Annotated in this window: 16 protein-coding genes and 1 pseudogene; 7 read left to right on the top strand and 10 right to left on the bottom strand. The window is 75.4% G+C overall.

Annotation, left to right across the window (positions count from 1 at the left end; all coding sequences use genetic code 11):
• Window position 1: 1 nt before the first annotated feature.
• Window positions 2-763: a phosphotransferase gene (locus ACIA6B_RS05980; protein WP_396771438.1), complete on the top strand. Its 762-nt coding sequence runs from the start codon at window positions 2-4 to the stop codon at window positions 761-763.
• Between the two features lie 205 nt (window positions 764-968).
• Here the strand turns inward: ACIA6B_RS05980 and leuS are convergent, their stop codons facing one another.
• Window positions 969-3,809, bottom strand: coding sequence for a leucine--tRNA ligase (gene leuS / locus ACIA6B_RS05975; RefSeq protein WP_396771436.1), 2,841 nt, complete (start codon window positions 3,807-3,809; stop codon window positions 969-971).
• 349 nt (window positions 3,810-4,158) lie between these two features.
• Between leuS and ACIA6B_RS05970 the strand changes: the two genes are divergently transcribed.
• The 3 genes from ACIA6B_RS05970 to ACIA6B_RS05960 are packed head-to-tail and all read left to right on the top strand — an operon-like array spanning window position 4,159 to window position 8,999.
• Complete coding sequence (locus tag ACIA6B_RS05970; protein WP_396771434.1) at window positions 4,159-5,217, top strand: AAA family ATPase; 1,059 nt, start codon at window positions 4,159-4,161, stop codon at window positions 5,215-5,217.
• A gap of 1 nt (window position 5,218) precedes the next feature.
• Complete coding sequence (locus ACIA6B_RS05965) at window positions 5,219-6,517, top strand: DUF58 domain-containing protein (RefSeq protein WP_396771432.1); 1,299 nt, start codon at window positions 5,219-5,221, stop codon at window positions 6,515-6,517.
• 16 nt (window positions 6,518-6,533) lie between these two features.
• Entirely contained in the window at window positions 6,534-8,999 is a 2,466-nt protein-coding gene (locus ACIA6B_RS05960) for a DUF3488 and DUF4129 domain-containing transglutaminase family protein (RefSeq protein WP_396771430.1), read from the top strand.
• Window positions 9,000-9,187: 188 nt separating this feature from the next.
• Here ACIA6B_RS05960 and ACIA6B_RS05955 read toward each other — a convergent pair whose 3' ends face one another.
• The 9 genes and pseudogenes from ACIA6B_RS05955 to ACIA6B_RS05915 all read right to left on the bottom strand — a co-directional run.
• A complete protein-coding gene (locus ACIA6B_RS05955; RefSeq protein WP_107162615.1) occupies window positions 9,188-9,586 on the bottom strand; it encodes a DUF3040 domain-containing protein in 399 nt (132 codons plus the stop codon).
• Between the two features lie 115 nt (window positions 9,587-9,701).
• Window positions 9,702-10,964 (bottom strand): DNA polymerase IV, encoded by a 1,263-nt coding sequence (locus ACIA6B_RS05950; RefSeq protein WP_396771425.1) that lies wholly within the window; start codon window positions 10,962-10,964, stop codon window positions 9,702-9,704.
• A 72-nt stretch (window positions 10,965-11,036) separates the two neighbouring features.
• Window positions 11,037-12,200, bottom strand: a complete 1,164-nt coding sequence (locus ACIA6B_RS05945; protein WP_396771423.1) for an alkaline phosphatase family protein — start codon at window positions 12,198-12,200, stop codon at window positions 11,037-11,039.
• Entirely contained in the window at window positions 12,197-12,928 is a 732-nt protein-coding gene (locus ACIA6B_RS05940; protein WP_396771421.1) for a methyltransferase domain-containing protein, read from the bottom strand. The genes ACIA6B_RS05945 and ACIA6B_RS05940 overlap by 4 nt, the downstream gene beginning before the upstream one ends.
• 17 nt (window positions 12,929-12,945) lie before the next feature.
• Window positions 12,946-13,125, bottom strand: a complete 180-nt coding sequence (locus ACIA6B_RS05935; RefSeq protein WP_107162619.1) for a hypothetical protein — start codon at window positions 13,123-13,125, stop codon at window positions 12,946-12,948.
• 98 nt (window positions 13,126-13,223) lie between these two features.
• Window positions 13,224-16,619 carry an error-prone DNA polymerase gene (locus ACIA6B_RS05930; protein ID WP_396771419.1) on the bottom strand — a complete coding sequence of 1,132 codons (3,396 nt, stop codon included), beginning with the start codon at window positions 16,617-16,619 and terminating at the stop codon, window positions 13,224-13,226.
• 318 nt (window positions 16,620-16,937) lie between these two features.
• Window positions 16,938-18,695, bottom strand: a complete 1,758-nt coding sequence (locus tag ACIA6B_RS05925) for a DNA polymerase Y family protein (protein WP_396771417.1) — start codon at window positions 18,693-18,695, stop codon at window positions 16,938-16,940.
• Complete coding sequence (locus ACIA6B_RS05920) at window positions 18,692-19,429, bottom strand: hypothetical protein (protein ID WP_396771415.1); 738 nt, start codon at window positions 19,427-19,429, stop codon at window positions 18,692-18,694. Before ACIA6B_RS05920 ends, ACIA6B_RS05925 begins: the two co-directional genes overlap by 4 nt.
• Window positions 19,430-19,726: 297 nt before the next feature.
• Window positions 19,727-20,137 (bottom strand): annotated as a pseudogene (locus tag ACIA6B_RS05915) (SAV_6107 family HEPN domain-containing protein); the annotation flags it as partial.
• Window positions 20,138-20,702: 565 nt separating this feature from the next.
• Between ACIA6B_RS05915 and ACIA6B_RS05910 the strand changes: the two are divergent.
• From ACIA6B_RS05910 to ACIA6B_RS05900, 3 genes are read left to right on the top strand one after another with little or no spacing between them, the layout of a single operon-like run.
• Window positions 20,703-22,100 carry a ferric reductase-like transmembrane domain-containing protein gene (locus ACIA6B_RS05910; RefSeq protein ID WP_396771413.1) on the top strand — a complete coding sequence of 466 codons (1,398 nt, stop codon included), beginning with the start codon at window positions 20,703-20,705 and terminating at the stop codon, window positions 22,098-22,100.
• A 20-nt stretch (window positions 22,101-22,120) separates the two neighbouring features.
• Window positions 22,121-22,615, top strand: coding sequence for an FMN-binding protein (locus tag ACIA6B_RS05905; RefSeq protein WP_396771411.1), 495 nt, complete (start codon window positions 22,121-22,123; stop codon window positions 22,613-22,615).
• Window positions 22,612-23,427 (top strand): FAD:protein FMN transferase, encoded by an 816-nt coding sequence (locus ACIA6B_RS05900; protein WP_396771410.1) that lies wholly within the window; start codon window positions 22,612-22,614, stop codon window positions 23,425-23,427. The genes ACIA6B_RS05905 and ACIA6B_RS05900 overlap by 4 nt, the downstream gene beginning before the upstream one ends.
• Window position 23,428: the final 1 nt, after the last annotated feature.

Here is a 23,428-nt window from a genome sequence, read left to right as displayed (position 1 = left end):
CGTGGCCGGCACCGAGGAGACGCTGCCCGGCGGGTTCATCGCCGAGGTGGTCCGGGTCGGGGACACGGTCCGCCGGACCCGGCCCGCCAACGCCGACTTCGTCGCCGCGCTGCTGGGTCACCTGGCGTCGACCGCGCCCGGGATCGCGCCCGCGTACCTCGGGGTGGACGAACAGGGCCGGCAGGTGCTCTCCCACATCGACGGCGTGGTCCCGTGGCGCGACCGGGAGGAGCCGGCCTTCTTCGCCGACGCGGCGCTGACCGGGCTGGCCGGGCTGATCCGGGCGCTGCACGACGCCTGCGCCGGCACCGGGCTGGCCGGTGGCGCGGAGACGGTCTGCCACCGGGACCTGTCCCCGAAGAACACGGTGTACCGGGCCGGACCGGCCGGTCCGGTGCCGGTGGCGCTGCTGGACTGGGACCTCGCCGGTCCGGGTCGGCGCATCGACGACGTGGCGTTCGCCGGCTGGCACTGGGGCACGCTCGGCGGCGACGCCGACCCGGCCGAGCTGGGCCGTCGCTGCCGGCTGCTCTGCGACGCCTACGAGGGCCCGGCCGGCGGGCTGCTCCCCCGGGCCGGGCTGGTGGGCGTGATGCTCGGCCAGATCGAGGCCACCTGGCGCGGGATCGACGCCGGCGCCGACCGGGACGCGCCCGGCATGCGCCGGTTGCGCGCCGCCGGCGTGGTCGAGACGGTCCGCGGCTGGCACGACTGGCTGCGCCGGCACCGCCGGGCGGTCTCCGCCGCGCTCGGCATCACCTGACCGCCGCCCGTACTCGCGGCGGGCCACCGGCCCGCGGGGTGCGGCCTGCGCTTGGAAGTGCCTACGAACTTGATGGCGTAGGTGGCTCAGCCACGACGCCTCCCGGCGTGTGGTGCCGGCGAGTCATCCACGCCATCAAGTTCATAGGCCCCGCGGAGTCACCTCCGGTCCCGGGCGGCGACCGGCCACGACCCCCGACCTCGGGTCAGGCGACGACCGAGACCATCCGGCCCTTCACCACGATCACCTTGCGCGGCTCCTTGCCGGCCAGCACGCCGGCGACCGCCTCCAGCGCGGTCGCGCGGACCACGTCCTCGGGCGCGTCGGCCGGCACCTCGACCCGGCCCCGGACCTTGCCGTTGACCTGCACCGGGTAGGTCACCGACTCGGCCACCAGCAGGGCCGGGTCGGCCACCGGGAAGTCCGCGTACGTCAGCGAGGTGTCGTGGCCCAGCCGGCGCCACAGCTCCTCGGCGATGTGCGGGGCGAACGGGGCGACCATCAGCACCAGCGGCTCGGCCACCTCGCGCGGCGTCTCCGCCAGTCTGGTCAGGCCGTTGGTCAGCTCGATCAGCTTGGCGATCGCGGTGTTGAACCGGATCGCGTCCATGTCGGCGCGGACCCCGTCGATCACCTTGTGCAGCAGCCGCCGGGTCGCCTCGTCGGCGGGCGCGTCGGTGACCCGTGACGCGCCGGTCCCCTCGTCGACCACCGCGCGCCAGACCCGTTGCAGGAACCGGTACGAGCCGACCACCGCCCGGGTCTCCCACGGACGGGACACCTCCAGCGGGCCCATCGACATCTCGTACACCCGGAACGTGTCGGCGCCGTACGCCGCGCACATCTCGTCCGGGGTGACCACGTTCTTCAGCGACTTGCCCATCTTGCCGTACTCGCGCCGGACCTCCGTCTCGCCGTGGAACCACCGGCCGTCGACCTCGACGACCTCCTCGGCCGGCACGTACGCGCCGCGCGGGTCGGTGAACGCGTACGCCTGGATGTAGCCCTGGTTGAACAGCCGGCGGTACGGCTCGAACGAGGAGACGTGCCCCAGGTCGAACAGCACCTTGTGCCAGAAGCGGGCGTACAGCAGGTGCAGCACGGCGTGCTCGGCGCCGCCGACGTACAGGTCGGTGCCCCCGCAGTCGCCGGGCCGCCGCGGGCCCATCCAGTACGCCTCGTTCTCCGGCTCCGCGAACCGGTCGGCGGCGGTCGGGTCCACGTAGCGCAGCTCGTACCAGCAGGAGCCGGCCCACTGCGGCATCACGTTGGTCTCCCGGGTGTACCGCTTCGGCCCGTCACCCAGGTCCAGCTCCACCTCGACCCAGTCGCGCCGCCGCGACAGCGGGGTCTCCGGGTTGCTGGCGGCGTCCTCCGGGTCGAACGTCTTCGGCGAGAAGTCGTCCACCTCGGGCAGCTCGACCGGCAGCATCGACTCCGGCAGCGCGATCGGCGCCCCGGTCTCGTCGTACACGATCGGGAACGGCTCACCCCAGTAACGCTGCCGGGAGAACAGCCAGTCCCGCAGCCGCCAGGTGGTCGCGCCGACGCCGCGCCCCTTGGCCTCCAGCCACCCGATGGCCCGGGCCTTCGCGTCGGCCAGCCCCAGGCCGTTCAGGTCCAGGCCGGCCGCGGGCGCGGCGCTGTTGATCCGCGGCCCGTCCCCGGTGTACGCCCCGCCGGCGAACCCCTCCGGCGGCTGCACCGTACGCACCACGGGCAGCTCGAAGACCTCGGCGAACGCGTGGTCCCGCTCGTCCTCGGCGGGCACCGCCATGATCGCGCCGGTGCCGTAACCGGCCAGCACGTAGTCGGCGATGAAGATCGGCACCGGCGCGCCGGTGACCGGGTGGTCGGCGTAGGCGCCGGTGAAGACGCCGGTCTTCTCCCGGCTGTCGGCCTGCCGCTCCATGTCCGTCTTGGCCGCGGCGGCCTTGCGGTACGCCTCGACCGCCTCGCGCGGGCCGGCGTGCCCGCCGGTCCAGGCGTCCCGGGTCCCCGCCGGCCAGGCGGCCGGCACCAGCACGTCGACCAGCTCGTGCTCGGGCGCCAGCACCAGGTAGGTGGCGCCGAAGATGGTGTCCGGCCGGGTCGTGAACACCCGCACCGCGGCGGCGGCGGTCGGGAAGTCGATGTGCGCACCGGTGGACCGGCCGATCCAGTTGCGCTGCATCAGCTTGATCGGCTCGGGCCAGTCCAGCGTGTCCAGGTCGTCCAGCAGCCGGTCGCCGTACGCGGTGATCCGCATCATCCACTGCTTCAGGTTGCGCTTGAAGACCGGGAAGTTGCCCCGCTCGGAGCGACCGTCGGCGGTGACCTCCTCGTTGGCCAGCACGGTGCCCAGCCCGGGGCACCAGTTCACCGGCGCCTCCGAGACGTACGCCAGCCGGTGGTCGTCGACGACGCGGCGGCGCTCGGCCACGGTCAGCTCCGCCCAGGGGCGGCCGTCCGGGGTGGGCCGGGTGCCGCCCTCGAACTCGGCGATCAGCTCGGCCACCGGGCGGGCCCGGCGCGCGTCCGCGTCGTACCAGGAGTTGTAGACCTGCAGGAAGATCCACTGCGTCCAGCGGTAGAACTCGGTGTCGATGGTGGCGACCGAGCGCCGCTCGTCGTGGCCCAGCCCCAGCCGGCGCAGCTGCGCCTTGTACCGCTCGATGTTGGCCACCGTGGTGGTCCGCGGGTGGGTGCCGGTCTGCACCGCGTACTGCTCGGCCGGCAGGCCGAACGCGTCGAAGCCCATCGCGTGCAGCACGTTGTGGCCGGCCATCCGCTGGTAGCGGGCGTAGCAGTCGGTGCCGATGTAGCCCAGCGGGTGCCCGACGTGCAGGCCCGCGCCCGACGGGTACGGGAACATGTCCAGCACGTACAGCTTCTCGGCGCCGGCGCGGGGGTGCTCCGGGTCGGCCAGCGGGCCGGTCGGATTCGGGGCGTGGAAGGTGCCCTCCCGTTCCCAGGTGTCCTGCCAGCGGTGTTCGATCTCCTCGGCCAGGGCGGCGGTGTACCGGAACGGGGGAATGTCGGTGGCCGGTGCGGCTGCCTCACTCATGGCGTCTCCTCGGCGCGGTCTCATCGGGTGGTGGAGGTCTGCTGCGGGCACAAAAAAGCCCCTCGCGCAGGAGGGGCGGCCGTGCTGTCGCGCGTTCAGCGCATCAGCACGGCTCGGTAAGAAGCAGGAAGACTCCGGCCATGGGTCGCAGTGTACCCCGGTCCCCCGTCCGGCGAATATTCCGGGCGTAACCGACCGACCACCTGCGGGAGTCGGCGTTCCCGGCAAACATGGTTAGCCTGAGAGGCCAGTGAGATGCGTGCGGCAGACGAGGCTCGGCGTCGCGAACCCAACGGCGGGTCCAGGTGCTCTATACAGAGCTGCCGTTCCGGCGACGAGGAGGAGGCCCGTGACACAACAGACCTGGGACGAGGTGGGCGGTCTGCTGCCGCACGACGAGTTCCGTGCCGCCAGTGAGGCCGTCGTGGCCAACATCGAGCAGGTCATCGAGGGCAAGACGGCCACCGTCCGGCTCGCGCTGGCGGTGCTGCTCGCCGAGGGCCACCTGCTCATCGAGGACGTTCCCGGCGTCGGCAAGACCAAGCTGGCCAAGGCCATGGCCCGCTCCATCGACTGCTCGGTCCGCCGGATCCAGTTCACCCCCGACCTCCTGCCCAGCGACGTCACCGGCGTCAGCGTCTACAACCAGGAGACCCACGACTTCGAGTTCCGCCCCGGCGCGGTCTTCGCCAACCTGGTGGTCGGCGACGAGATCAACCGGGCCTCGCCGAAGACCCAGTCGGCCCTGCTCGAGTGCATGGAGGAGCGGCAGGTCACGGTCGACGGGGTGACCTACCAGCTCCAGACGCCGTTCATGGTGATCGCGACGCAGAACCCGATCGAGATGGAGGGCACCTACCCGCTGCCCGAGGCGCAGCGGGACCGGTTCACCGCCCGGATCGCGATGGGGTACCCGGACCCGAACGCCGAGCTGGCCATGCTGGACGGTCACGGCGCCACCGACCCGCTGTCCGGCCTGCGCCCGGTCTCCGACGCGGCCACCGTGCGGCGGCTGATCGGCCACGTCCGCCAGGTGCACGTCGCCGACGCCGTCAAGCAGTACGCGATCGCTCTGGTGACCGCCACCCGAGAGGCGCCCGACCTGCGACTCGGCGCCTCCCCGCGGGCCACGCTGCAACTGCTGCGCACCGCCCGCGCGGTGGCCGCGCTGGAGGGCCGCGACTACGTGCTGCCGGACGACCTCCAGGCCCTCGCGGTGCCGGTACTGGCCCACCGGATCATCCCGACCGCGGACGCGCAACTGGCCCGGCGCACCACCGACGCGATCGTCGCCGAGCTGGTGCACCGCCTGCCGTTGCCGCACGACCGGCAGCGCTCCCCGTACGACACCCGGCCCGGTGGCGGCAACGGCAACGGCCGGGGGCCGTACGAGCCGCGGAGGCCGTGACGTGCGCGACGGCCTGCGCGGGCTGACCACCCGCGGGCGCTCCTTCCTGGCGGCGGCGGTCGCCGCCGCGCTCTCCGCCGCCATCCTCGGTGAGAAGGACCTGCTCCGGGTGGCCGTCCTGCTCGCCGTCCTGCCGCTGCTGGCCGCCGCGTACGTCGGCCGCAGCCGCTACAAGCTGGCCTGCAACCGCACGCTCGACCCGCACCGGGTGCCGGTGGGCGCCAGCTCCCGGGTGGTGCTGCGGTTGCAGAACCTGTCCCGACTGCCCACCGGCACGCTGCTGCTGGAGGACCGGCTCCCCTACGCGCTGGGCAGCCGGCCCCGGGTGGTGCTGGAACGGCTCGGCGCGCACCAGGCCAGTTCCGTGGCGTACACGGTCCGGGCCGACGTGCGGGGCCGCTACGACGTGGGCCCGCTGGTGATCCGGCTGACCGACCCGTTCGGGCTGTGCGAGCTGACCCGCTCGTTCCCCAGCACCGACCACCTCACGGTGATCCCCCAGGTCACCCCGCTGCCCGCGGTGCGGCTGCCCGGCGAGTACGCCGGCAGCGGCGACAGCCGGGCCCGCTCGGTGGCGGTGCACGGCGAGGACGACGCCGCCACCCGGGAGTACCGGATGGGCGACGATCTGCGCCGGGTGCACTGGAAGTCGACCGCGCGCACCGGTGAACTGATGGTGCGCCGCGAGGAGCAGCCCTGGGAGAGCCGGGCGACGGTGGTGCTGGACACCCGCGCCGCCGGGCATCGCGGCGAGGGCCCGACGGCCAGCTTCGAGTGGGCCGTCTCGGCCGCCGCCAGCATCGCCGTGCACCTGCGCCAGGCCGGCTACAAGCTGCGCCTGGTCACCGGCAACGGCGCCGACGTGGGCGCCACCGAGGCCGGCGGCGAGGGGGTGCTCCTCGATCACCTCGCCGAGGTGCACCTCGACCGACGTGGCGAGATCACCACGCTGGTGCAGCAGGTCCGGCAGCGGGCCGACGGCGGCCTGATCATCGCGCTGCTCGGCACGCTCGGCGACGCCGAGGCGGAACTGCTGGCCGGGCTGCGTGGCAACGGCGCCACCTGCGTGGCGTTCCTGCTCGACAGCAACACCTGGCTGAACCTGGCGCCGAAGGCACGGGCCGAGGCGGAGCGGGCGCACGGCAACGCCGCGCTCGCCCTGTTGCAGAGCGGCTGGCGGGTGATCGGGGTGGAGCACGGCAACCGACTGCCGGCGTTGTGGCCGCAGGCCGGGCGCGGCTCCCAGGGCTTCGCCCTGCGGGCGGCGCTGGCCGAGACCGTCGCCGGAGGCATGCGATGACCGGAAGGGTGGTTCGGTGATCCCGCACCGCAACATCGGCTTCGTCGCCGCGGCGGCGACGCTGCTGGCGGCGGCCCCACTGTCGGCGATCTTCGAACGCTGGACGTGGCTGGTCCAGGCGGCCATCGTGGTCGCCGTGGTGGCCGGCGCGGCGGCGCTGGCCCGGCTGGGGCGGGCCCCGCTCTGGGGCCAACTGCTGGCCATGCTGGCCGGCCTGACCCTGGGCCTGACGTGGGTCTTCCCGGGCGGCACCGAGGCGTTCGCGTTCGTGCCGACCCCGGCCACGTTCGCCCACTTCGGCGACCTGCTCCAGACCTCGCTTGAGGACATGCGCGGCTACGGCGTCAAGGTGCCCGACGTCGACTCGCTGCTCTTCCTCGCCGTGCTCGGCATCGGCGCGGTGGCCGTGGTGGTGGACGTGCTCGCGGTCGGGCTGCGCCGGCCGGCGCTGGCCGGGCTGCCGATGCTGGCCATCTACTCGGTGCCGGTGGCGGTCTACGTGGACAGCGTCCCGGCCACCCCGTTCGTGGTGGGCGCCGCCGGCTACCTGTGGCTGCTGGTCACCGACAACGTCGACCGGGTACGTCGGTTCGGGCGCCGGTTCACCGGCGAGGGCCGCGACGTCGACGTCTGGGAGGCGTCGCCGCTGGCCGCGGCCGGCCGGCGGCTGGCCGTGGTCGGGGTGGTGGTGGCGGTGGCGCTGCCGCTGGCGGTGCCGGGGATGACCGGCGGCCTGATGAACAACCTCGGCACCGGCCCCGGCGACGGCAACGGGCGGCCCGGCCAGGGCGGCAGCACGGGCCGGATCGACCTGTTCGCCGCGCTCAGCGGGCAGCTCAACCAGAGCGAGCGGTTCGACCTCGTCAAGGTCACCACCAACGAGCCGAACCCGTTCTACCTGCGCCTCGGTGTGGTGGACGATCTGCGGCCGAGCGGCTTCCAGGCGCGCGTGCCCAGCGGGCAGTCGGTCACCCGCGGCCTGCCCGACCCGGCCGAACGCGCGCCCCGCGGGGTCGAGCAGCAGCGCTACCGCGCCACCGTCGAGGTGACGAAGAACCTGAACATGCCACTGATGCCGGTCTACGCCGAGCCGGTGAAGACCGACGACCTGGCCGGCAACTGGCGCTACGACCCGCAGCAGCAGATCGTCTTCTCCAGCCGGGACAACGCCCGCGGCAAGCGCTACTCCTTCGACTACGTGCGGTCGACGTTCAGCCCGGCGGCGCTGCGCGCCGCGCCGTCCCTGCCGTCGGACAGCGCGGTGCTGCGCCAGCAGACCGTCACCCCGTCGGTCCCGGCCGTCGACCGGCTGGTCGAACGGCTGGTGAAGGGCCGGCAGACCGACTACGACAAGGTCCGGGCGGTCTACGACTACTTCTCGGTGGAGAACGGGTTCACCTACGCGCTCTCCACCCGCGCCGGCAGCAGCGGGGACGACATCACCGACTTCCTGGCCACCAAGGTCGGCTACTGCCAGCAGTACGCGGCGGCCATGGCCTGGCTGGTGCGGGCCGCCGGCGTACCGGCCCGGGTGGCGGTGGGGTTCACCAACGGCAGCAACGGCGGCGACGGCTCCTACGTGCTGACCAACCAGAACCTGCACGCCTGGACCGAGGTCTACTTCGGCGGGATCGGCTGGGTGCCGTTCGACGCCACCCCGGCGGCGAGCATCCCGGGTTCGGTGCGGTCGGCCTGGGCCCCGGACATCGACGCCCCGGAGGAGGTCGCCCCCGTGCCGGGCAGCAGCGCCGCGCCCGACGCGACCGACCCGTCGGCCGGCCCGAACGAACCGGACCGCCTGGACAAGGACGCCGACCAGGGCCTGGCGGTCGGCGACAACGGGCCGACCCGGCAGGACCGGGTCTGGCCGTGGTGGCTGGCCGGGGTGCTCGCGCTGCTGGCGTTGCTGGCCGTGCCGGCCCTGCGCCGCTCCGCGCTGCGTCGTCGGCGGCGGGTCCGGGCGACCCTGCCGGCGGCCACCGCGGTGGCCGTGCCCGGGCAGCGGGGCGGTGGCCCCGAGATGGTGGTCGGGGTGGACGCCGAGGCGGCCCGCGCCGACGCGCACGCCGCCTGGGACGAACTGCTCGACACGCTCGTCGACTTCCACGTGCCGGTGGACGGCACGGAGACGCCGCGGGCCACCGCCGAGCGGTTGAGCCGGGAGGCGTTGGTCGAGGACGCCGGCGCGGTGACCGGGGTACGGCTGCTGGGTCGGGCCGAGGAGCGGGCCCGGTACGCCCGTGATCCGCTGACCGACGCCGAGTTGCAGCCGGCCCTGCGGACGGTCCGGGGAGCGCTCGCCGCCCGGGCGGACCGGCGGACCCGACTGCTGGCGGCGGTGCTGCCGCCGTCGGTGCTGGCGCGGTGGCAGACCGCCCTGGCCGAGCGGTCGGCCCGCCTGGTCACCGTCACCGGGCAGGCCCGGCAGCGGATGCTGCGCTGGAACCCGCGTCGCCTGCTCGCCAACCGCCCCGCCCGCTGACCTCCCCTCCGCCGTCGTAGTGCCTGATTCACGGAAAGAGTGGTTATCCGGGCCCGGATAACCACTCTTTCCGTGAATCAGGGGGACAACGCGCGGGGTGGGGGTGGGGGTGACGCGGCGAATGCGCTTGCCGGCACGCGCCGGCAAGCGCCCGTCGCGGCCCCGCCCGGGTCAGGGGCGGGGCGTGGTCAGCGGTGGCCCTCCGGGCGCTGCCGCCAGCGGTCCTCCATCCGATCGAGGAAGGAGCCCCGCCGGCCACTGCGGCCACGGGGACGACGCCGACTTGTCGTTGTGCCGCCCACCACGTGCAGGTCGGGCGACTGGGACCGGCGGTGCGACTGCACCGCGTAGCCCAACGAGGCCAGCATGACGACGAAGCCCGCCACGGCCACCGCAGGAATCTTGATCACGGCACCGTAGATCAACAGTGCCAGACCAGCGACGACCACGCCGGCAGCGACGAGCACGCGACGCCGCGCGTGGAAACGCGGGTCGCTGGCGCGCACGGCCGAGGCGAACTTGGGATCCTCGGCAAGCGACCGCTCGATCTGCTCGAACAGCCGCTGCTCGTGCTCCGAGAGCGGCACGGCACTCCTCCCCGGTCACGTTGGTCGGCCCGGTCGGGCCGACAGACCGTGGCAGCCAACCGGCTGCTTACCCGCAAGTCTACGAGGGGGCTCGCGCGTCGGAAAGCGGGACGACCTACGGCCGGGTCGGTTTTTCGACTTGTCGTGGATCGCGCCGGCCGAGAAGACTGGCCGGACCTATGACGGACCGCCCGAAACGGGCAGCCGCCGCGTCCGCCGCCGCTTCCGCCTCGCGCCACCCCCGCTCCGGCGCACCCAGGGTGAGCTGCTGCGGGGTCTCCCCCGCCGCGGCCAACCCCTCCATCCGTACGCCGACCAGACGAACCGCCTCGCCAGGGGTGAGAGCGAGCCAGAGCGCCCAGGCCGTGTCGAACATCTCCCGTGCGGTATCGGTCGGCACGCCGAGCGTGCGGGAACGACTGATGGTGCGGAAATCGGCGAACCGGACCTTCAGCGACACCGTGCGACCCACCTGACCGGCCGCCCGCAGCCGGGCGCCCGCCTTCTCGGCCAGGGCGAGCAGCGCGCGCCGGATCTCGACCGGGTCGGTGACGTCGGTGTCGAACGTGACCTCCGCCCCGATCGACTTCTCCACCTGCTCCGGGGAGACCCCGCGCGGGTCCCGCCCCCGGGCCAGCTCGTGCAGGTGCGTCGCGGACGCCTCGCCCACCGCCCGGCGCAGCAGACCGGCCGGCGCCTCCGCCAGGTCGCGCACCGTCCGCAGGCCGAGCCGGCGCAACGCCTCCGCCGAGCGTTCCCCCACCCCCCACAGCGCCGACACCGGCAGCGGGTGCAGGAAGTCCAGCACCCGGTCGGCGGGCACCACGAGCAGGCCGTCCGGCTTGGCCCGGGTGGAGCCCAGCTTGGCCACGAACTTCGTCGGCCCGACCCCGACCGAGCAGGTCAGCCGCTGCTCCTCGGCCACCCGGCGACGGATCAGCGCGGCGATGGCCGCCGGTCGCCCGAACAGCCGGCGGGCACCGGCCACGTCGAGGAACGCCTCGTCCAGGGAGAGCGGCTCGACCAGCGGGGTGACGTCCCGGAAGATCTGCATGACCGCCCGGGACGCGGCCGAGTAGGCGGTGAAGTCGGGCGGCAGGTAGACCGCGCCCGGACAGAGCGCCCGCGCCCGGGCGGTGGGCATCGCGCTGCGGACCCCGAACTCCCGGGCCTCGTAGCTGGCGGAGCTGACCACGCCGCGTGGCCCGACGCCGCCCACCACCACCGGCCGGCCACGCAGCTCGGGGCGGCGACGCACCTCCACCGAGGCGAAGAACGCGTCCATGTCGACGTGCAGGATGGAACAGCCGGTGTCGTCGGCGTCCGGCCCGAAGCGCGGGTCACCGCCACCCCGGGGCAACGACTGGCTGCGGCCCATGCCCCGCAGGCTAGCCCGCCGGTCCGACAACCTGACCGGTCAGCCCCGTCCGGCCGGGCCCGGCCGGACCGGTCAGCCCCGGACCACCAGCAGCGGGACGGTCATCTCCGCGGCGGTGTCCGCGCCGTGGTACGCCACCAGCCGCGACACCATCGGCGGCTCGGACCGGGTGGCGACCACCGCGTACGTGTCCCGGCAGACCACCACCACGTCGCCGATCCGGGCCAGGTGCGCCTCCGGCACCGGCCCGAACCAGCCGGTGGCCACCGCCTCCGCCCGGGTCAGCACGTCGGCCGCCCCGCCCAGCACCCCACGCCAGGCGGCCACCACGTCGGCCTCGGCGCCCGGCTCGACGTGCAGGTAACGGACCCGGGGCTCGCCGGCCACCACCCGCACCCCGGCCCGCAGCCGGGGATCGGCGTCCAGGTCGATCCGGTGCCCGGCGGGAATGTCGAGCTGGCCGTGGTCGGCGGTGACCAGCAGCGCGGCGTCCGGCGGCAACCCGTCCAGCAGACGGGCCAGCAGCGCGTCCACCTCGGTGGCCGCCGTCCGCCAGGGCCCGGAGTCGACGCCGCTGAGGTGCCCGTGCCGGTCCAGGTCGGGGTGGTAGCCGGAGACCAGCGTAGGCCCGACGCCGGCGGCCAGCGCGGTGAGCATCCGGGCGGCGAGCGCGTCGATCCCGGCCGCGCCCCGGTAGTCGCCGCCCCGGTTGGCGGCCAGCGTCAGGCCGCTGCCGGCGAACTCGGGACGGCTCACCACGGTCACCGCCACGCCGGCGGCGCGGGCCCGCTCGTACCAGGTGGGGACCGGTTGCCAGCGGAACGGGTCGGGGTCGCCGGCCCAGTCGACGTGGGTGAGCACCCGGTCGGTGCCGGGCACCCGGACCGTGAAGCCGAGCACGCCGTGCGCGCCCGACGGGGCGCCGGTGCCGAGGCCGACCAGGCTGGTCGGGGTGGTGGAGGGGAAACCCACGGTGAGCGGCGTGCCGGTGGTGGCGGCCAGCCCGGTCAGCGTCGGCGCGTACCGGGCGGCGGTGGGGATCTGGTGCCAGCCGAGGCCGTCGACGAGCAGCACGGCGATCCGGCGGACCCCGGCCAGCCGGGGCGTCAGGTCGAGCCGGTCGACCGCGCCGGGCACGCCGAGCAGCGACAACGCGCTGGGCAGCACGTCGACCAGGCTGCCGCCGTCGTAGCGGGGCGCGACCCGGTCCAGGGGGGCCGGGACCGGGCCGGTCATGCCGGGCGGCGGGCGAACAGGTGCAGTTGGGCGGCCAGGTCCCGGTACGGCGACCGACCGGCCAGGGCCCGTTCCAACTCCACCAGGGCGGCCGGCTGACCGTCGGCCACGGCGGCCGGCAACAGGTCGGCGAGCACGCGTACGCCGTGGATCTCCTCGACGGCGAGCCCGGCGGCGGTGAGCAGCGCGGTCGCGCCGTCGGCGTCGTAGCGGCGGCGCAGCGTGTCCCGGCCCCCGGCGGTGCCGTGCGGGTCGGCGGCGAGCGCGGCGGCGGCGTCGAGCTGCCCGTTCATCGCCCGGCCGAGCACCGCGGCGGCCCGCGCGGCGACCAGCACGCTGGCCGCGCCACCGGGACGCAACGCGGCGACAAGCGCCGCCGTCACCGGCTGCGGGTCGTCGACCACCTCCAGCACGGAGTGGCAGAGCACCAGGTCCACCGAGGCCGGTTCGACCAGCCCGGCGAGCGCGTCGGCGTCGCCCTGCGTCGCGCGTACCCGATCGGCGACCCCGGCCTCGGCGGCCCGGCGGGTCAGCGCGGCGAGCGCGTCGGGGCTGGCGTCGACCACGGTGACCCGGTGGCCGGCCTCGGCGAGCGGGACGGCGAAGCCGCCGGTCCCGCCGCCGACGTCGAGCACGGCGAGCCGTTCGTCGGCCCGCCGGCTCAGCTCGGCCCGGAGCACCGACCAGATCACGGCGGTGCGGGGGGTGAGGGTTCGGGTCTGCTCCACCCCGCCGAGCCTAGGGGTCAGGACTCGCCGCCGCCGGCCGGGTCCTCCTCGGCGCGGGAGCGCTGGGCGTTGGCCACCGGGCCGTCGGTCACCTGGTGCTCGCGCGGCTCGATCTCGTGGGTGGGCGCCCACCCGGCGCCGAGCCGGGTCCGTCGGACGTTGGCCACGCCACCGGGGTACGTGCTGTGAAAGGTCATCTGGTTCATCCCCCATACCCGGGTGGGCCGCTCTGCCCACCCGTGTTCGGGAGTCTCCCGTGTCCGGCCTCGGGAAACCGTAATGTGGATCACTACGGTCAACGGAAATCCCGGGATGCCGGCGTGACGGGCGGCTCGATCGCGTCCAGCCGGTCCGCGGTGAGGTTCGTGACGCCCTCGTGCCGCTGCAACCGGCCCCGCACCACCAGCGCGCCGCTGGTGCGGGCGATTCGACGGTAGCGCTGCCACAGCCCCGGTGAGCACGTGACGTTGAGCATGCCGGTCTCGTCCTCCAGGTTGAGGAACGTGACCCCGCCGGCGGTCGCCGGCCGCTGCCGGTGGGTGACGATCCCGCCGACCCGGATCCGCTGCCCGGGCGGCACCTGGCCGAGGCGGGCGATCGGCACCGCGCCCAGCGCGTCCAGCCGGCCCCGGATGAACCGGGCCGGGTGGCTCTCCGGGGACAGGCCGGTGGCCCAGACGTCGGCGACCAGCCGGTCCACCGCCCCCATGCCGGGCAGCGTGGGCGGGTCCGCGCCGGTCACCGTGCCGGGCAGCCGGCCGGGCCGGTCCTGCGCCGCCGCGCCGGCGGCCCAGAGCGCCTGCCGCCGGGTCAGCCCGAAGCCGGCGAACGCGTCCGCGGTGGCCAGCGCCTCCAGCTGCGCGGCGGTCAGACCGGTCCGCCGGGCCAGGTCCGGCATGTCCCGGTACGGCCCGTGCGCGGCCCGCTCCGCCTCGATCCGCTCGGCCGCGTCGTCGCCGAGGGTACGGACGCTGCCCAGCCCGAGCCGGACCGCCGGCCCACCCAGCCCCCAGGCGTGCGGCGGCTCCCCCGGCAGGCTCCCCCACCGGGTCTCCGGCGTCGACTCCAGCACCGCCCCGGCGCCGCTGGCGTTGATGTCCGGCCGGCGCACCTGGACCCCGTGCCGGCGGGCGTCGTCGGCCAGCGTCTGCGGCGAGTAGAAGCCCATCGGCTGTGCGTTGAGCAGCGCGGCCAGGAACGGGCCCGGGTGGTAGCGCTTCAGCCACGAGCTGGCGTAGACCAGGTAGGCGAAGCTCATCGCGTGACTCTCCGGGAAGCCGTAGCTGGCGAACGCGGTGAGCTTGCGGTAGACGTCGTCGGCCAGCTCCCCGGTGATGCCCCGCTCGGCCATCCCGGCGTAGAGCCGGTCGGCGATCCGGGCCATCCGCTCCACCGAGCGTTTTGCGCCCATGGCCCGGCGCAACTGGTCCGCGCCGGCCGCGTCGAAGCCGGCCAGGTCGATGGCGAGCTGCATGAGCTGCTCCTGGAACAGCGGCACGCCGAGCGTCTTCTCCAGCGCGTTGCGCATCAGCGGGTGCGCGTAGGTGACCGGTTCCTGGCCGTTCTTGCGCCTGATGTACGGGTGCACCGAGCCGCCCTGGATCGGGCCGGGCCGGATCAGCGCCACCTCCACCACCAGGTCGTAGAACTCGCGGGGCCTGAGTCGGGGCAGCGTGGCCATCTGGGCCCGGCTCTCCACCTGGAACACGCCGACCGAGTCGGCCCGGCAGAGCATGTCGTAGACCTCGGGGTCGTCGAGCGTCATCCCGCCCAGGTCCAGGCTCATCCCGATCATGTCGTAGCCGTAGTGCAGCGCGGACAGCATGCCGAGGCCGAGCAGGTCGAACTTGACCAGGCCGACCGCGGCGCAGTCGTCCTTGTCCCACTGGAGCACGCTGCGGCCGGGCATCCGGCCCCACTCCACCGGGCACACCTCGATCACCGGCCGGTCGCAGATCACCATGCCGCCGGAGTGGATGCCCAGGTGCCGGGGGAATGTCTGCAACTCGTTCGCGTACGCGACCACCTGCTCGGGGATGTCCGCCACGTCGACCGCGGCGACCGAGCCCCACCTGTCGATCTGCTTGCTCCAGGCGTCCTGCTGGCCGGGCGAGAAGCCGAACGCCTTCGCCACGTCCCGCACCGCCGACCGGGGCCGGTACGAGATGACGTTGGCGACCTGGGCGGTGTGCTCCCGGCCGTAGCGGGCGTAGACGTGCTGGATCACCTCCTCCCGCCGGTCGGACTCGATGTCCACGTCGATGTCGGGTGGGCCGTCCCGTTCCGGGGCGAGGAACCGCTCGAACAGCAGCCGGTGCCGGACCGCGTCCACGTTGGTGATGCGCAGCGCGTAGCAGACCGCCGAGTTGGCCGCCGAGCCCCGCCCCTGGCAGTAGATGTCCTGCTGCCGGCAGAACGTGACGATGTCGTAGACCACCAGGAAGTAGCCGGGGAAGCCCAGCTCGTCGATCATCCGCAGCTCGTGCTCCAACTGCGCGTACGCCTCCGGGTGCGCCTCGGGCGGGCCGTAGCGCTCCCGGGCGCCGTCCATGGTCAGCCGCCGCAGCCAGCTCATCTCCGTGTGCCCGGCCGGCACCGGGTACGCCGGCAGGTGCGGCGCGACCAGGTGCAGGTCGAACGCGAGTTCCGCGCCGAACTCGGCGGACCGCGCCACCGCCCCCGGGTACGCGGCGAACCGCGCCGCCATCTCCGCGCCGCTGCGCAGGTGGGCGGTGGCCGCGGCGGGCAGCCAGCCGTCGATCTCGTCCAGGCTGCGCCGGGCCCGCACCGCCGCCAGGGTGGTGGCCAGCCGACGTCGCCCCGGCGTGGCGTAGTGCACGTTGTTGGTGGCCACCGTGGGCAGCCCGGCAGCGGCGGCCAGCGCGGCCAGCGCGTCGTTGCGGTCGGCGTCGACCGGGTGGCCGTGGTCGGTCAGCTCCACCGCCACCGTCTCCGCGCCGAACAACGCGGTCAACCGGTCCAGTTCCCGGGCCGCCGCGTCGACCCCGTCGGTGAGCAGTGCGGCCGGCACGTGCCCCTTGCGGCAGCCGGTGAGCACCAGCACGTGGTCCCTCAGCTCGGCGGCGATCTGCTCCAGCTCGCCGTAGACCGGGCGGCCCTTCTCCCCGCCGCGCAACTGGGCCCGCGAGATGGTGGCGGCGAGGCGCGCGTACCCCTCGTGGCCGTGCGCGAGCACCAGCAGGTGCCGGCCGAGCGGGTCGGGTTCGCCGTTCTGCGGGCCGGGCAGCCCGAGCGACAGCTCCGCCCCGAAGATCGTCGGCAGCCGCAGCGCACGGGCCGCCTCGGCGAAGCGCACCACGCCGTAGAAGCCGTCGTGGTCGGTGACGGCGAGCGCGGTGAGCCCCAGCCGGGCCGCCTCCTCGGCCATCTCCTCGGGATGGCTGGCCCCGTCGAGGAAACTGAAGTTGGAGTGCGCGTGCAGCTCCGCGTAGGGCACCGTGCCGTCCGGGCGGGTCAGCTCCGGCGGCCGGTACTCCGCACGTCTGCGGCTCCAGGCCGGGGCGTCACCGCCGTCGGCGTCGACCGCGAGCGGGTCCACCACCTGCAGGTCCACCACCTGCGGGTCCACCACGTGCAGGTGCCGCTCACCCCGGGCGCCCTCGCCGTTCGCCCGCCCGGAGAGCACCCGCTCCAGCGTCGTCCAGGGCATCTTCGGGTTGTGGAAGCTCACCCCGTGCTCCCCCGCCCGCTCCCCCGCCCGCGGTCTGCCGAGATCTTGGAAGAAGCCGGCCCCCCGGAGGGCCACAAGCTTCCAAGATCTCCCGTGCCGACCAGACGCATCGTCCGAAGGCCGACCCACGATTGCCTACAAACTTGATGGCACGGACGGGTCACGGCGACAGCGACGGCAGGCACGGCAGGCACGGCAGGCACGGCAGGCACGGCAGCAGCAGGGTGCCGCGATCCGTTTACGCCATCAAGTTCGTAGCCTCCGGCGAGCGGAAGTCGGCGCGGCACGGCGGCACGCCACCGGGCCGGGGCGGGCCGCTCAGTCATAGATCGCCTCCACCAGCCACTGCCCGCCCTCGACGGCGAGCAGCAGTGCCGTGCCGTCGACCAGGCAGACCTGGAACCGGGCCCGGCGACGCGCCTCGGCCGGCGCCCACCAGCGCTCGTCCACCGGCCACGGGCCGGCCCACCCGGAGATCTCGGCCGGCCGGCCGGTGCCCACGGTCAGCCGGGCCGGCGCCGCGCTGACCGCCAGCCGGGCGCTCACCACGACCGGTTCCCCCGCCGCGTCGTGCACCTCGGCCGCCAGCGGGGTGGGCAGCACCACGGCCGGCGCCGGCGGGGGGATCCGCCCCGGCCACGGCGGCTCGGACACCGCCCTGGCCCGGCCGGTCCGACGACCGGCCCGCACCGCCGCCCGTCCCGAACCAGCGGACCCGACCGGCGCGGGGGCGGACACGGAGGACGGCTCCGGCACGGGGGGAGCCGGCGCAACGACCGAAGCCGGCACGGTGGACGGAACGGATGGCGCGGCACCCGGCGGCGGGAGGGCCGGCAGCGGTGGCGGGCCGGGACGGGCGGGCACCCGCTCGTCGCCCCACGGGACCAGACGCACCTGGTCGGCCGGGGAGCGCCCCCCGCCCAGGACGGCGGTGACCACCGCCTCGGGACCGAGGATGCCCTGCACCCGGTTCAACGCGCGGTGCGCCCGCTCCCGCTCCGCGCCGGTCTCCCCCCACAGCCCCGGTTGCAGGCCGGCCTGGGCGAGCACCCCGTCCGGCACCAGCCGCAGCCGGATGATGCCGGCGGTCGGGCGGGCCGGACGGGCCCCACCCCGGCCGTTGCTGCCGGAGAGCCACCCGTCGAGCTGCCAACGGACCCGGTCGGCGATGGCCGCGGCGGTCAGCAGACCGTCGTGCCGCCAGACCCGGTGCAGTTCCTGGCCGTGCGCGGTGACCGCCTCGATCCCGAGCCGGGTGCAGGCCAGCCCGTACGCGGCGAGCCGCTCGTGCAGTCGCTCGGCCAGCGTCCGCGCGGCGAACGCGGCGGCGTCGACCCGGTCGATCGGCTCGTCGTGCTCGGCGGTGACGGTCAGGTCGGCGGGCGGTTGCCGGACCGCGAGCGGTCGGTCGTCCCGCCCGGCGGCGAGCCGGTGCGCCAGCGCCCCGTCGAAGCCGAACCGGGCCAGGACGTCCCCGGCGGGCAGCGCGGCGAAGTCACCGAGGGTGCGTACGCCGAGGCGGCGCAGCAGGTCGACCAGGGCGGGCCGGCCGAGCGCCTCCACCGGACGGGTGGCCAGGAACGCCGCGGTGCCGCCCGGGGGCACGATCCGCCCCTCCCGGGCGGCCAGGCCGGCCGCGAAGACCCCGTCGGCGATGCCGACCTGGCTCTCCACCGCGCAGCTCTGGGCCACGTGCTCGACGATCCGTTCGGCCGCCGCCTCCTCACCGCCGAGGTAGCGGCTCGGCCCCCGGGCGGCGGTCGCGCAGGCGCCGGGACGGATCACCTCGACGCCGGCGACCACCTCCTCGACGGCGGCCACCACCGGCTCGAACGCCCGCGCGTCCCGCCCGGGATCGTGGTCGACCACGGTGACCTGCGGGCAGCGTCCCTGGGCCTCCCGCCGGCGTAGCCCGCGCCGGATCCCCTCGGCCCGGGCCCGCTCGGAGCAGGCCACCACCCGGTTGGCGTGCAGCACCACGACCGGGTCGGTGGCGGGCACGCCGTCGACGATCTCGGCGGCGAGGACGGGCCAGTCCGGGCACCACAGCAGCAGCGCCCGCGCCGGAGCGCTCACGGCCCGGCCACCGGGGCGACCACGCGCAGCCGGCGGCCCGGGGCGGCGGGGGCGCCGGACCCGGCCGAGCGGGGGATCACCCGGGTCAGCTCGTCGCCGGGCAGCCACACCTTGATCTCCTTGGGTCGGGCGGCGGCGCCCCGGCCACGGGCCGAGACGGTCACCTCGCGGCGGCGCAGCCGCCCGCGCCCCGGACCGAGCCCCTGCCAGACGCCCCGGACCACCTGGAGCGTCACGTCCGCACCGTCCCACCGGCCGTACGGGACCAGCACGCTGCCACGTTGCCGGGCCCGGGCGGCCAGCCGGGTGGCGACCGAGGCGGCGACCGCGGCCGGCACGGCGGTGACCACCACGTCGACCCCGTCGATGAGCGCGGCGACGACGGTGGGCCACTCCGGCCCGGGATCGGGCACCAGGGCGAGCCGGTCCAGGGCGATCCCCGCCTCGGCCGCCGCGCCGGCCCCGAACGTGGGCACGCCGACCACGGCGCACCACGAGCCGGCCCGGGACGCCTCGGCGAGCAGCGCGAGGATCAGCGAGGTGGCGCCGCTGTGCCGGGGTCGGCCGACGCCGACCGCAACGGTGCTGCCGCGGCGCAGCCCACGGTTGGGCAGCAGCCCGGTCAGCTCGGCCCGGACGGGGAGCACCCGGTGGCCACCGGCCGCGTCGGGCGCGCTCGCCGGACGCACCAGTTCGGCCAGGGCGGCGGAGCCGACCACCATGCGGCCCGCCATCGGACCAACCCCCCGTCGTGTTTCGCCACGGGCCGGCCCGTGGTTGGTGCTGTGGATCATGTGGTGCGCTGGACCGTGTGGTGCGGCGTCCGGCCCCCCGGGTCCCGCCGATGGCGGCCGGACGCCACGACTTCAGGCGGCTGCCGCCCCGGCTCGCGGCGCGGCAGCCGACCCGGCTCGCGGCGCGGCAGCCGACCCGGCTCGCGGCGCGGCAGCCGACCCGGAGCGCGGCGCGGTGTCGGAGCCGCCGAGGTGCAGGGGCCGGGGCAGGCCGTCGAGTGCCGGCTGGTGCGGCCGGCCGAGCGCGGTCTCCACCACGGTCACGAACTGTTCGGCGGCCCGGAGCAGGTCGTCGGCCTCCCGGGCGGTGACCACCCGGGGGATGCCGGCCTCGGCGGCGGCTCGCTTGCCGGCGCCGGCGGCGAAGTAGGCGGCCCACTCGTCCAACTCGGGGGCGACGGTGGCGAGCAGCACCCAGACGCTGGTGATCCGGTTACGCCGGGTGGGCGCGGGCCGGGCCCGGGCGGCCAGCACGGCGGCGGCGGCGCGCAGCGCCGCGAGATGGGCGGCGGCGTACCGGAGACCGTCGGGGCGGGTGCGGGCGGCCTCGGCCAACCCCTCGCGGGCCACCGCGAGCAACTGGGCGGGGGTGCGGTGCGGCAGCACGTGCGCGGGCACCGTGGGCGCCTGGGCCGGACTGGTCGGCATGGGTCTCTCCTCCGCGTGTGGCCGGGGCGGGCGGTCGCGCGACGGGGGAACCGTCGCCCGGTCGCCCGGAGCGGTCGGTGCGGAGGAAGACGCACCTCAGGTGGCGGCCGGCCGGATGTGGACGCTTCCCCACACCCACACCCGGCCGGCGTGCCGGCGGGTCCGTCGCCCGCCGCCCGGGGGTCGTGGGCGGCGGGCGACGACCTGCCTGACGGGCTCGGACTCGCGACTGTCCGAAGCCCGGTGCGGCCCGCGGAGCCGCACCTTGTCCGGAAGTCGGCGCCGCGAAACACCGCTTCCGGAGCTGGGGAACGGGTGGACGACCCGAGCGCGTGCGGAGCGGGTCAACCGCGACCCGCGTCAAACGCGATCCAATCGAACACTCGTTCTAACTACCCTGACAGTACACCTCCCCACCGACGAAAACGCAACGTGTGACGTGCCCGGGACACGCCGGGTGGGCGGCCGGATTCCCAGCCGGCGCACAGCCGCGGCAAAGGCGGCCCGGAACTCGTCGGACCAGGGTTACCCCCATGAACGTCAGCCGTACCGAAAAGCTCTTCCGGTGACCGCCACCGTGGCCGGCCGACGCACGGTGCGCCGCACCCCGCCGGCCGCCCCCGCCTGGTGGGCCGACGTCGCCGGCGGCCTCGCGGCGCTCAGCCTGCTGGTCGTCACCGCCCTCTGGACCGCCGACCGCGGCGTACAGGAGCTGCTGGCCGGCGCGGCCCCCGGACTCACCTCGCTCGGCCGGCTCACCGGCCTGGTCAGCGCCGACCTGATGCTGATCCAGGTGGTGCTGATGGCCCGGGTGCCCCTGCTGGAGCGTCGCTTCGGCCAGGACCGGATCGCCCGTTGGCACCGGCTCGCCGGTTTCACCTCGTTCCACCTGCTCCTGGCGCACGTGCTGCTGACCGTCCCCGGGTACGCCGGCGCCGCCCGTCAGGGGGTGCTCGCCGAAGCCTGGGACCTGGTCGTCACGTACCCGGGGATGCTGTTGGCCACCGCGGCGCTGGCGCTGCTGGTGCTGGTGGTGGTCACCTCGGTCCGCGCGGCCCGACGGCGGCTGCGCTACGAGTCCTGGCACCTGCTGCACCTCTACGCCTACCTGGGCGTCGCGCTGGCGCTGCCGCACCAGCTCTGGACCGGCGCCGACTTCGTCGCCTCGCCGCTCGCCCGCGCCTACTGGTGGACGGTCTACCTGCTGGCGCTGGCCAGCGTGCTGATCTGGCGGCTCGGCCTGCCGGCCTGGCGCTCGCTGCGGCACCGGATCGAGGTGGCCGCGGTGGTGCCCGAGGCGCCCGGGGTCACCTCGGTCTGGCTGCGCGGGCGGGACCTGCACCGGCTGCCGGTCCGGGCCGGGCAGTTCCTGCTCTGGCGGTTCCTGGACGGGCCGGGCTGGTCCCGGGCCCACCCGTACTCGCTGTCCGCGCCGCCGCGCGACGGCCTGATGCGGATCACGGTCAAGGACCTGGGCGACGACAGCGCCCGGGTGGCCGCCCTGCGCCCCGGCACCCGGGTGCTGATCGAGGGGCCGTACGGGCGGCTCACCGGGCAGCACTGGCGGGGCGGCGGGATCACCATGTTGGCCTGCGGCGTCGGCCTCACGCCGCTGCTGGCGTTGCTGTGGGAGCTGCCGTACGCGCCGGGGCAGGCGGTGCTCGCCTACCGCACGCGTACCGGGGAGGACCTGGCCTTCTCCGCCGAGCTGGACCGGCTCGTCGCGGAGCGCGGGCTGGTGGTGCACCACCTGGTCGGCCCCCGGGCGGCGCGGCCGTCCTGGCTGCCGGCGTACGCCGAGGGGCTCGCCGAGGCCGAGGCGTTGCGCCGGCTCTCCCCCGACGTGGCCGGACACGACGTCTTCCTCTGCGGCCCGGACGGCTGGGTCGACGCCGTCCGCGCCGCGACCCGCGCGGCCGGAGTGCCCGACGCGCACGTCCATCACGAACGTTTCGCCTGGTGACAGGCGCGAAGGGAGGATCCGTGCGACGGATCACCATCTGGCTGCTGTCCACCGTGGCCGCGGTGGTGCTGCTGTTCAGCTACCGGACCAGCACCATGGGCGCCGGGGAGAGCGGAGCGGTCGCGGCCGGGACCGATCCGAGCGGCGGCTCGTGGAGCGGCACGGACGGCGGCGCCGGCGCCGACCCGTCCGCGGGCGGCGCCACCACCGACGGCGGCACCGGCGACAGCGGCGACAGCGGCACGGCCACCGGGTCGGTGGCGCAGACCCGGTGGGGACCGGTGCAGGTGAGGATCACCGTCTCCGGCGGGAAGATCACCGACGTCACCGCCGTGCAGGTGCCCGACGGCAACCGGCGGGACCAGGAGATCAACGACTACGCGGTGCCGATCCTGCGGCAGGAGGCGCTCGCGGCGCAGAGCGCCCGGATCGACAGCGTCTCCGGAGCCACCGTCACCAGCGACGGCTACCGGGAGTCGCTCCAGTCCGCCATCGACGCGGCGCACCTCGGATGAGCGACCGGCGGGCCTGGGTGGCCCAGGTGATGGGCCTGCCGGTCAGCGTGCACCTGCGCGGCCCGCGGGTGCGTACCGGGGCGGTCGAGGAGCGGGTGGCCCGGCTCTTCGCCGAGCTGCGCGCGGTCGACGCGGTGTTCAGCACGTACCGGCCGGACAGCGTGCTGGGCCGCCTGCGCGGCGCGCCGCCCGGTCCGGCGGCCACCGCCGACCCGCTGGTGCGCGAGGTGGCCGGGCTCTGCGAGACGGCGCGCGTGCGGACCGGCGGCTGGTTCGACGCCCGCCGCCTGCCGCTGCCGCGGGGCGGCACCGGCTACGACCCGTCCGGCCTGGTCAAGGGCTGGGCGGTGGAACGGGCCGCCCGGCACCTGACCGACCTGGCCGACCACGACCTGTGCCTGAACGCCGGCGGGGACGTGCTGCTGCGGGCCGGGCCGGGCCGGCCGGCCTGGCGGATCGGGATCGAGGACCCCGACCGGCCGGACCTGGTGCTCGACGTGGTCGAGCGGGCCGCCGGCGCGGTCGCCACCTCCGGCACCGCGCGGCGCGGCGCGCACATCACCGACCCGCGCGCCGGGCGGCCCGCCGAGGCGGTCCGGTCGGTCACCGTGGTCGGTCCCGACCTGCTCTGGGCCGACGTGTACGCGACCGCGGCCGTCGCCCGCGGCGCGGACGCGCTGGACTGGCTGGCCACCCTGGACGGGTACGCGGCCCTGCTGGTGGACGCCGCCGGCCGGGTCCGGGCCACCCCGGGCTGGCCCGGCTCCCGGGCCGTATCTTCTCCGCTGACGGACGGATGCCGGGGAGGATGAA

The organism is Micromonospora sp. NPDC051141 (assembly GCF_044455765.1).
Taxonomy (GTDB): domain Bacteria; phylum Actinomycetota; class Actinomycetes; order Mycobacteriales; family Micromonosporaceae; genus Micromonospora.
The sequence above is the reverse complement of the archived record's forward strand: the minus strand, read 5'-3'. Positions and strand labels throughout refer to the sequence as shown.